8 protein-coding genes are annotated in these 10,617 nt (G+C 72.6%); all 8 read right to left on the minus strand.

Annotated elements, in window-relative coordinates; all coding sequences use genetic code 11:
• A partial coding sequence (locus ADY01_RS26615) for an NlpC/P60 family protein (RefSeq protein WP_053171232.1) occupies nucleotides 1–914 on the minus strand: 914 nt, incomplete at its 3' end.
• Nucleotides 911–1,939, minus strand: a complete 1,029-nt coding sequence (locus ADY01_RS26620; protein ID WP_063784364.1) for a replication-relaxation family protein — start codon at nucleotides 1,937–1,939, stop codon at nucleotides 911–913. The genes ADY01_RS26620 and ADY01_RS26615, both read right to left, overlap by 4 nt.
• A gap of 247 nt (nucleotides 1,940–2,186) precedes the next feature.
• On the minus strand, nucleotides 2,187–4,592 hold the full coding sequence (locus tag ADY01_RS26625; RefSeq protein WP_049578595.1) for a type IV secretory system conjugative DNA transfer family protein: 2,406 nt from the start codon (nucleotides 4,590–4,592) through the stop codon (nucleotides 2,187–2,189).
• Nucleotides 4,589–6,385 (minus strand): VirB4 family type IV secretion system protein, encoded by a 1,797-nt coding sequence (locus ADY01_RS26630; RefSeq protein ID WP_049578597.1) that lies wholly within the window; start codon nucleotides 6,383–6,385, stop codon nucleotides 4,589–4,591. Before ADY01_RS26630 ends, ADY01_RS26625 begins: the two co-directional genes overlap by 4 nt.
• Entirely contained in the window at nucleotides 6,385–7,281 is an 897-nt protein-coding gene (locus ADY01_RS26635; RefSeq protein WP_049578599.1) for a PrgI family protein, read from the minus strand. The genes ADY01_RS26630 and ADY01_RS26635 overlap by 1 nt, the downstream gene beginning before the upstream one ends.
• The gene (locus ADY01_RS26640; RefSeq protein WP_049578601.1) at nucleotides 7,278–8,813 is read right to left on the minus strand and encodes a hypothetical protein; all 1,536 of its coding nucleotides are present in this window, start codon (nucleotides 8,811–8,813) and stop codon (nucleotides 7,278–7,280) included. The genes ADY01_RS26635 and ADY01_RS26640 overlap by 4 nt, the downstream gene beginning before the upstream one ends.
• Nucleotides 8,814–9,118: 305 nt before the next feature.
• Entirely contained in the window at nucleotides 9,119–9,463 is a 345-nt protein-coding gene (locus tag ADY01_RS26645) for a pilin (protein ID WP_049578603.1), read from the minus strand.
• 319 nt (nucleotides 9,464–9,782) lie between these two features.
• The coding region (locus ADY01_RS41375; protein WP_324613315.1) for a hypothetical protein at nucleotides 9,783–10,617 on the minus strand (835 nt) is incomplete at its 5' end.

Consider the following 10,617-nt stretch of genomic DNA (forward strand, 5'->3'; position numbering starts at 1 on the left):
GGGCGGGTGGCGCCGGGGTGGTCGTCGCCGGGGTGGCGGTAGGGCTCCTCGCGGACGGGTTGGCCTGGCTTGGGGGCGTTGATCATGTGGGTGTTTCCGGTGTAGATGCCGACGTGGTGCACGTTGTCGGGTGTTCCGTAGAAGACGAGGTCTCCGGGGAGGAGTTGTTCGCCGGGGTGGAGGCGGGGTCCGGTTGTGTACTGGTCCTGGGCGGTGCGGGGCAGGCGGATCCCGGCTTGGGCGTAGGCGGCCTGGGTCAGGCCGGAGCAGTCGAACCCCGGGTCGCCGGCCTGGGGGCCGTCGCCTCCCCAGAGGTAGGGCAGTCCGATCTGCCGGCGGGCGTAGGAGATGGCGGTCGCTGCTTGTGGGTTGGGGGCGGGTTGGTTGCTGCCGGGCTGGGCGAGGGCGGTGTAGCGGGTGGCCTGGTCGAGGACCTGGTCGACGTACCAGTCGGCGTGGTTGTAGTGCCAGATCGCGCGGTGGAGGTTGTCGTTGTGGCGTGCTCCGTGGTCGCACAGCAGGCGGGCGGCGGCATGGACGGCGTTGACCGGGTCCCAGGGGGTGGGCGGGTCGGAGCCGCCGGGCGGAACGGGCTGGTCGTAGCCGGCGAAGGTGTCGGGGAGGAACTGCATCGGGCCGACCGCCCCGGCGGTGGAGACCATGGTCGGGTGGCGGCCGTGGTCGGTCTCGACCTTGCCGATCGCGGCCAGGACGGTCCAGGGCAGTCCTGGGCATTCGTTCGCGGCCCGCTGGTAGAGGGGGAGCAGGTGGGGCGGGATGTCGGCCAGGGCGTGGCGGCTGGGCAGAACCCCTGCCGTTGCCGTGGCCTGGCCGAGGACGGCGGTGGCTCCGGCCGTTGCGGCGAGGAACAGCAGCAGCCGGGCGGCGAGCGCGGCACCGATGGCCTTGCTCACGAGGCCGGGGGCTGTCGGGTCGGGGCTGGTGGCAGGGGCGGGATGGGCTGCCAGGCGAAGGCGCCCCGGCCGGCGGCCGTCGCCGCGGCGGCTGCCTCGACGGACTGATCGGTGAGCGCGGGCGTGATCCCCGGCCAGTAGGTGGCCAGGCCGTCGAGGGCCTGCCGGGTCGAGGTCGGTGGATGCAAGGGCAGCCAGGCCCCGGCGGTCGCGTGTGCGGGCAGGCCGTGGTGGGTGGTGGCGACGAGGAGTCCGGTGGAGGCGGCGGTGTCGCCGAGGCGGCGGCGCAGGTGGGTCTCGCGCGCGGCGCTGGAGGTGTGGATGAGCAGCGGCGTCGCCGTCGCGGTGGAGGCGGAGAGTTCGGCGTAGCCGGCGAGTTTGGCTTCGACGCGGTGCAGGGCCTCGGTACCGGTGTCGTGTTCGAGGAAGAACGGCACCTCCGTGGTGTGGTGGCGCCAGTGGGCGTAGGCGTCGGGGCGGATCCAGTCACCCCACAGGCGGGCGGCGGAACGCGGCGAGAGCCACGTGGTCAGTGCCTGGTCCGGGTTTTGGTGGTGGCGGGCGGCCAGGGTGACCAGGAGGGTGTGGACGGCGAGGTCGTGGCCCAGGGCCGGGGAGAAGGCGGTGCGGGTGGCAAGGTCTGTGCGCCAGCCGAGGTGGCTGATCTCGGTGCCGTAGCGGGCGGCGAGGATTTCGGCGCCCGCACGGCCGAGGGTGTAGTGCTCGGGCGCCGAGCCCTGCCGGGTCAGCGGGCGGAAGGAGTCCAGCGCGTGGAAGTGGTAGAGCGCGCGCAGGCGGCGGTTGGTGACGCGGTGGCTGACGTTCCACAGCGCGGTGATGTGGTGGGTGGTGAGGACCCGGTGCTCGTGGAGCATCTGAAGCAGCCACAGGTCCCTTGGTGTGATGCGGGAGGCGAGCGCGGAGGTGCCCCCGCGGGCGCGGGTGCTCGTGTCAGCGGAGCGAGGGCGGCGGAGCGCTGCGCGGGGAACGTAGCCGGGCTGAGTGCCGAGAACGGGGGCGGGCATCAGGAACGGTCCTCCCGGACGAGGCTTGACTGTCATGTGGTTTGTGCGTGGTCGGGCGGTGGCGAATCGGCCGCTGACCAGCGCCTTTGTCGCTTCGGTCAAGGGCAGCTCGGGTAACGCTCAATCCGAGTGCTGAGGTGCCGAGGAGGGGCTTCCCCATCGGGAACGGTCCTCTCGGACATGGCGTGCCTCGGGCATGGTCAGCCGGTGACGAATAGGCCGTTGACCAGGTGCTTTACCAGTGCGGTCATGGGCGGTTCGGCGGTGCGAGGGGTGTGCTGGCGCCGGGGGTGCCGACGTGTTCGGCGGCTCGGGCGCGCAGGAGCGCGGCTCGGCCAGGGGCGGCGGGCGGGAGCGGGTCGGTGGTGAATGTGAAGGTGCCGGTGTGGGCGCCGTCGGCCAGGAGGCGGGCGGCGGCCTGGTAGCGGCCGAGGTGGGCGAGGTCGTGGGCGGTCAGGAGCGGGGCGGTGTGCCGTTCCAGGGCGCGCGCGTCTTCGGGGGAGGCGTTGAAGAAGACCTTGTTGCGGGCGTTGGCGGAGATCCCTTCGCGTAGGTCGGTGGGGAGCTGGGCGAGGTTCTGGTGGGCGAGGTGGAGGGAGAGGCGGTAGCCGCGGGCTTCGGCGAGCATGTCCTCCAGGGGGTAGGGGAGGGTCAGGAAGTTGTGGCACTCGTCGAGGTAGAGGGCGGCGTCGATGCGGCCCGCTTCGGGCCGGTGGGCGCGGGCGGCGGCGGCCTGCCAGATCTTGGCGACGATGAACGACCCGAGCAGCCGGGCTGTTTCCTCGCCGAGGGCGCCTTTGGGCAGGCGGGCGAGGAGGATGCCGCCGTCGAGGGTCTCGGCGAGGTCGAAGGTGGAATGGCCCTGGGCGATGGCCCGGCGGGCGAAGTCGCGCAGGAGGAACGCGCGGAGCTTGTTCATCACCGGGCCGTTGACCGCCGAGCGGGCCGGTTCGGAAAGCGACTCGTACCAGGCCCAGAAGCCCTTGAGGACCGGGTCGTTGAGGGTGGGGATGATGCGGAGCCGGTAGGCGGGCTCGGCGAGCAGACGGGGAACGTCGGCGAGGGTTACCAGCTTCTGGGTGCGGGCGCGGTGACGCAGCAGGGTCAGGCAGGCGGCGCGCATGAGGTCGTCGGTGCGCGGGCCCCAGAAGGCGTGGAAGATGCGGCGGAAGATGCCGGTGATGTTGTCGACCACGACGTCGATGTCCGCGCCTTCCAGCACGTTCAGGCAGGGCGGGGCGTGCGGGTCGTCGGGGTCCAGGAGCACCAGGCGGCCGGCGCAGCTCTCGGGGAGGCGTTCCAGGAGGTCGGTGACGAGGTCGCCCTTGGGGTCGATGACGACCAGGCCGCGGCGGGCGCGGACGTCGTCCAGGGCGAGGTTGGCGATCAGGGTGGACTTGCCCGAGCCGGTGGCGCCCATGAGATGAACGTGATGGCGGGCATCCGAGGCGTTGAGGCCGACCGGGCGCCGGGTGCCGGTGTCCGAGTGGCCCAGGGGTTTGACGCCGCTCCCGGGCGCGGGGGCCGGTACCGCGGGGGGCGGCGGGATGGAACGGGCACCGGCGCGTGCAAGGCCGGGGGCATCCGGGTCTGCGGGCACGTGGGCCAGGGCGGCCAGTTCGGGAACGGACAGCAGCCCGGCGCGCCGGGGAAAGCGCCGCAGCGTCAGCGCCGTGAACGGGCGCGGCAGACGCATCCGCGCCAGCCAGTTCCGGGCGGCGAACAGCCCGAACGAGGACGCGAGGGCGTGTGCCCGGCCACGCACGACGCCGCGGGCGTTCTCACCTTCGGGCGCGGTGGCGGCGTAGGTGATGCTCACTGCCCAGAGGGGGCCGGAGAGTTTCTCGGCGGCCTGCCGCACGGCGGCGGCGAACTCGGCGTCCATCCGGCCCTCCAGCGAGGGCTGTGTGCGGTGGGCGGCCAGCGCCGCGAGACCGGACAGGCGCCGCGAGGGGGAGGCGCCGGTCTTCAGGGCGCGGGCGGCTCGCCTGGCGCGTCGCCTCCGCAGCCCGGTGGCAGGACGTGCGAGCACCTGCACCAGCGCGGTCTCGCCCTCACCGAGACCGGTGGCGGACTGAAGGAGAGCACGCAACGGGTCGACCGCATGGCCGGTGCGCAGCGGCGCGATATCCGGGCGCGCCAGCCGCAGACGACCGGCCGTGACCACCTGCCCGCCCGGATAAGGGGCGGGCGGGTCGGTGACGGTGGTGTGCGCGCCGGGCCACGCCGCTTGCACCGAGCGGCACACCAGCGCCACCGGCACGCTGCCCGGCGTCCAGACGCGGATGCTCAAGCCGTCGGCCGTCCAGGCGTACTCGAACGCGACGTGCGGCTGACCGGCGGCGAGACGCTGCCACCAGGGGCGCAACAGCCCGGACAGCTGCGCCCACAACACCTCACCACCATTCCGGGGAACGTCCGGCGGTGCGAGGACGGTCACGCAGCGCGCCTGGTGGGCGAAGCGTTCGGCTCGCCGCCGGGCCAGCCACCACCGTCCGCCGGCTGCGGCGAGCACGGCCGAGGCAGCGGCCGGGGCGAGGACGGGCGCGTGGGCGGACAGTTGGGCTCCGAGTCCGGTGAGGTCGGAGAGGAACGTGCCGGGGCTGGTGAGGAAGGACACCAGCGGGCCGCCCGGCTGGTGGGGCGCGCTCACTGCTCGGCCCCTTCGGCTGCCAGGTGGGCGGGGTCGGTGGTGATGAGGTCGTGTTCCTGCTGGGCGGCGATGGCGTGGACGACGGCCTTGTGCCGGGGGCCGGCCAGCAGCAGGCTCTCGCCCTGCCGGGCGGCCAGGAGGAGGTCACGTTCGCCGCGGGAGAGATGGAACGCTTCGGCGATACGGTCGATGGCCTGCGGCGCCTGCGCGAGGAGCCACTGCGTGGCGGCGTTGGCCACCACCGCCCGTCCCAGGGCGGAGGAGAGGACGTCGTCGGCGTCCTGGGTCACCACGGCGAGCCCGCACCAGTGTTTCCGTGCGGCCTTGGCCATCCGCAGCAGGAACCGCGCGCCTTCCGTCTGCCGCATCAGCAGCCACGCCTCGTCCACCACGACGAGATGCCGCCGCCGCACCCCGGGCCGGGTGACGCGCTGCCAGACGGCGTCCAGCGTCAGGAGCATGGCCGGGGCCCGCACCTCCTCCGGCAGCTCGCGCAACGCGAAGACCACCAAGTGCCCCTCCACGCGGGTGGTGGTGCGCCCGTTGAACAGCCCGGAGTGCGAGCCGGAGACGAACGGCACCAGCCTCGCCGCCAGCTCGGCCGCGACCGGACGGCCGTCCTCGACCAGCGTCCGGTGGAGGTCTTCGAGGAGCGGGGCGGGGGCGGTCCACGTCGCCGGGTCGGCGGTGATGCCCGCGCGCTCGTAGGTGGCCAGCAGCGCCACGTCCAGGACCGCCGTCTGCGCGGCATCCAGCTCCATCGACAGCAGCACCGCGAGGAAGGTGTGGAGGAACAGCACCCGCCGCACGAGTGCGTCCTCGCCGCCAGCTGTGGAGGGCGGGAGGTCGAAGGGGTTGACGCACACCCCAGGGACACCGACGCGGACGATGCTTCCCCCCGCGGATTCCGCGAGGCGTACGTATTCGTCCTCGGGGTCGACGACCGCCGCTTGGACCCCGGTGGACAGCAGCCGCAGCAGCTCCAGCTTCGTCAGGTACGACTTCCCCGCCCCGGAACGCGCCAGGGTGACCGAGTTGTAGTTGTCCTGCGCGAAGCGGTCCCAGAACACCGGCGCGCCGGAGGCGGCGTTGATCCCCAGCAGGACCCCGCTCGGGGCACCCGTGGCCTCGTCCACGGTGGCGGGCAGGTCCGGGCTGGTGAACGGGAAGCAGGCGGCCAGGGCCGTGGTGTCGAAGGTGCGGCGGATCTTCAAGGTGTCCAGGCCGAACGGGAGCGTGGACAGCCAACCGGCCAGCGACCGCCATGTGGTGGGCTGCACCGTCATCAACAGCGACTCGGCCACCGCACGCACCGACGCCACCTCCTGCGCGAGCGCCCCCTCGTCCGCCGCGTGCACGGTCAGGTACAGGCCGACGCGAAAGAGCCGGGACTCGCCCCGCGCCAGCCGGTAGGCGAGCTCGGCGGCGTCGGCCGCCGCCGCCTCTTCCTCCGGGTTGTCGAGGTGCCCCTGGGTGAAGCCACTGCGGCGGGTGGACTCCAGGCGAGCGCGCTGCTTCCTCAACCGCTGCGCCGCGACGGACATCGGCACCGGTTCGATGTGCAGCGCGACGTCCAGGCGGCCCGGGTAGTTCAGCAGCGGCGCCAGCCAGCCCGCGGAAACCTCGGCCGGATAGCCGGTCACGACGAGCGTGGCCGCGACATGAGAGCCGACGCGCACATGCCGAGGACGGACCTCGACCGACTCCGGACCCAGCGAGGCCAGCAGGTCGCCGGCCGAGGGAGAGTCGCTCCGCGCGGCCCGGCCTGTAATGGAGAGGAGACGACGATGCATCAGGGCACTTCCTGTTCATCCGCGCAGAGCGGCGGTTCGGGGTTGCAGGCCGCGCGAATCACCCAGGCCGTCTCCCGCCCGGAGAGAGCGCGGGCGTCGATGTCCGCGGTGGCGAGCACGTCGGCCGCCTCGGCAAGCCGCTGCACAGCGCGCCTTCCCGCAGCCGCACTGGCGGCTGGTTCGCGCACGGCAAGCAGCAGCTGCCGGGCGGGGAGCTGGCCGTGCGCCAGGTCGGCGAGGAAGCTGGCGTGCGCGTGTGCTGTGGCCGTGAGCGCCGGATGCGGCAAGGTGTTGGCCTGCTGCCGGAGGTGTTCGGCTGCGGGTGTGAGGTCGACGGGGTGGGTGCGCAGGAGGATCTGCGCCGGGCCGGTGAGCGAGTTCAGCCACCGGGCGAACCCGGCGACCAGTGCCTGCTGTTCGGCGCCGTTGCGCAGACGCAGGTTCACCGTCGAGCAGGACGCCACCGCAGCCCGGCCCTCCACCCCGAGGTCGAGCACCCCGGCGCTCTCATCGACACCCTGGCAGGGGAGCTGTGCGGGCGCGGGCGCCGAACACTGCCTCTTCAAAGACGGATCGAGGAAGCCCGGCAGGGGTGGGACACCTTCCGGTGCGTGGACCATCCGCTTGGGTTGTCGGCCGTGGCGAAGGGCGGCCAGGAGAAAGCGGTCCATGCCGATGCCCTCCCGGGTGCCCAGTGCCACTCCGGCCAGGACACCGGCGATCGGCGTGATCAGCGCCAGATACGCCAGCGGGCCCACCCACGCGCGAAGCGACCAGTAACCGGCGTACAGGAGCAGGCCACCCGCTCCGATGAGCGCCGTCTGGCGCGCCGTCAGCGGACCGAGGATCCGGTCCTCGCGCTCCACATCGGCGGGGATACGAGCAGGCGTACTCACTGCGGCCTCCCAGGCTTCTTCCGCCGAGCCGCTGGTGGCGGCGTTGGACGCTGCGGCGCGCGGAAGACGGGCGCCGGGGGCGGAACGGAAGGTCTCGGCCGGGGCGACCGCAGCGCGGTGTCGGGGACGGGCGGCCGAAAGACCGGCGGGGGCGGCGCTTTCGTGGCCTTCCTCGGCTGCGGTGCCGGTGCCGGCAGGACGGGAGGCTCGAACCGCGGACTCGGGGGCACCGGAGCCAACGGCTGACCATCCGGCGCCGGAGACACGGCTGGTGGGGGAGCGGGCGACCGGAAGACCGGGTTGGCGGGCGCGCTCGTTGCCTTCCGCGGCTTCGGCTGTTGCGCCGCGTGCGGCTCGGGAGGCTGAAAGACCGCCGAGGGCGGTGGGCCGCTGGCACGGGTCACGGGAGCGTCGGGCTCCTTTCCATCAGGGCTCAGGAACAGCGGCAGACCAGGCGGACGGCGACCCGGCACAGGACCGGGAACGGGGAAGGGAACGGGAGCCGCACCAGGGCTCGCGGCTGCCCCGCCGGGCACGGGCGCGGTGGTTGCACGGCGGCCCGCCGCCGAGCCGCCACCAGCAGCAGCGCCACGTGCGGCAGGGAGGTAACGGTGAAGGAGCATGGCCATCGCGACTCCGCGCAGCATCCGCACGGGCGCCGGAGCATGCGGCATGGTCATCGGGGAACCGCGCAGGATGACCTGGACCGTCCAGCCGGGGATCTTCCACAGGATCCAGAACAGGCACACGCCCGCGAGCAACGTCTCCAACTGCCCCGGATTCGGAAAGCCGAGCACCGTGTTGCCCGGCGCGAAGAACAGCCGCAGCCCCACCGCCAACGCGACGGCCTGGCACACCTGGATCGCCATGCACCCGCCCAGCGCGCGCCACCACAGCTTCGCGACACCCTCGGTCTGCGGCAGCCCATGACAGCACAGCGCCAGCGGCCCGGACACGGCCAGCAGCGCGATCAGCGCGACGCGGACGAGGTAGCCGATCAGCACCGCGACGACCATGACCAGCAGCACCAACACCAGCACCAGCGAATCCACCGGGGCCGCACTGATCAGCATCCCGCCCAGCAGCATCTCGGCCATGCCCTCACCGGTCGCATCCAGGTCACCGACGTCCAGGACGGCCGTCGACAGCGCGTTGGCCAGGTCGATCACCTTGCCCACCACCAGCAGCGAGGTCGCCGCCGCCAGCACCCCGACGACGAGGCGCGGGGCGATCTGCTTGACGGCGTACCGGGTCTGGACGGTCTCGTAGCCCATGAGCGTCACGCCACCGGCCATCACCACCAGCACGTAACCGGCCAGCGCCACCCCCAGCGCCCCGGTCCACATCCCCACCAGCGTCTCGTTGCCGGTCACCTCCGGCGTGGCCAGCAGCGTGGCCCCCAGCAGGCCCAGGAACGGCTCCATCGCCGCCTCGACCAGATCCCCGATGAACCCCGTGATCGCACCCGCGATCGCCCCCGGGATATCGAACACCCCGCCCCAGCCCGCCTCCTCCGGCAGCCCTTCGATCACCTCATGCGCCGGAGGCGAAGGACCCGGAGACGGCTCCGGCTCCTCCTCGACCGGCTCTCGATCCTCCCGCGGCCCTTCCGGATCCGGTGGCTCGCCAGGACTCGGACTCGGCTCCCGGACATCAGGCTCCGCGTCCGGCAGCGGCGCCGCAGGCGAAGGGCCAGGACTCGGCTGCGGCTCAGGCTCCGCCGGAACAGCCAGAACCCCCGTCGTCACGCCGAGGGCACCGGCCCCGGAGAACGGCGTCAGCACTAGGACCGCGACCACCACGGCCGAGAACACAACGCTCGGGAGGCGGATGGTGTTCACTCCGCCCCCACGATGCCCTTGAGCACGGTGACGATGACCGGCGCGAGGATGACGACGCCGTAGCCGATGGCCGCGGCCTTCAACGCCCGCTTGGCCGACTCGACCTCCCCCAGTTCGCCACCGGCCATCAGATAACGAAGACCCCCCGCCGTGAAGAACAGCGTGGCCACCCCGGCGACGATGCCGACGACCCAGGCCGTGAGGTTGTCGATCACGGCATCGATGGACTCCTCCGCAGCCCACGCGGCATCCGCGAAGGCAACCGGCAACACCAGGGCGCCGAGAGCGAGAAGCGGCAGTCGCGCCCGAAGACGCGAGAGCCGGGACAGTGGGAGATTCATTCCGCAGGGCACCTCCACAGGTGCACCCGTCCGCACCGGAACGAGGCGGACGTTGGCACGACGAACGGAGCGGAACCTCCGGTGGCGGCCGAGCAGGACCCCGAACGGGCGCACACCTCCCTTGACCAGGAGACTGCGAAGGGGGAACTCGGGTGTCAGCGCGAGCCCCATGGCCCGGCCACCACCGAAGGCGAGCACCACACCCAGTGAAGGGACCGGGCGGCGGACTCCCCGAACGACCGGGGAGTCCCTGTACTCACCGCCTATAGAGAAAACCGGACCCACAGTGTGCCAAACCGCAGGTCAACGGCCCTTCTCGTCACACAGTCCCCTCGTTGAGAAACGCAGCGAGACGCCCTTCCGCGTCCGCCCGGTACCGGTACAGGTGACGCCGGCTGATCCGGCGCTCGAACGCCAACGCCGTCATCGACTCACCCCCCAGCCGCGACCGCCCGATCACCTGCGCCTCCCGACAGGTGATCACCCCCGCCTTCACCGCCCGCAGCAGCACGTCGTACTCGCTCCCCGACGTCGCCGCCCCCTGCGACACCAGGGGCCCCTCGGCGTCGTCGCACCGCTCGCGGGCCGCGCGGCAGGCGGCGTATACGTGCCGGTGCGCGGCCCGGTCAGCGGCGGCGATCAACCCCCGGTCCAGCTCAGGATCCGCCGGATCCGCGGCGTGCACCGCAGCCATGAACGCCGCGAGCACCTCCTGCTCCAGCTCCACGGACTCCACCGCACTTCCACGCGGCAACCGGCCCAGCACCCGCCGGAGCACCGGAACCGCGAACCCCACGGCCACCGTCCCCCACGGCTCCCCACCCTCCTGAGCCAACGAGACCACCCGGCTCCAGATCCGGGTCCGCACCTCCGGCCCGGTCGCCGAATGAGCGAGCACGGCCCGGACCTCGTCGACCGCCAGCCTTCCCCCGGTCGCCTCCCCGGCGAGCACGTCCTCCGGCATCGGCATGGTCAACGGGAAGCTCGTCCGAGCCAGCGCGAGAAACGAGCGGTCCACCGCGTCCAGCGGCGAAAAGACCTCCCCACGACCGGAGCGGCCGGAACAACGAGCGATGTGATGGTGCATGAACGCCTCCCAGGCGATCAGTCGGTGAACGAACACCGCCATCACTCCCAACCACCCCCACCACAAC

The organism is Streptomyces sp. SBT349, from assembly GCF_001083795.1.
In the GTDB taxonomy this organism is placed as follows: Bacteria; Actinomycetota; Actinomycetes; order Streptomycetales; family Streptomycetaceae; genus Streptomyces.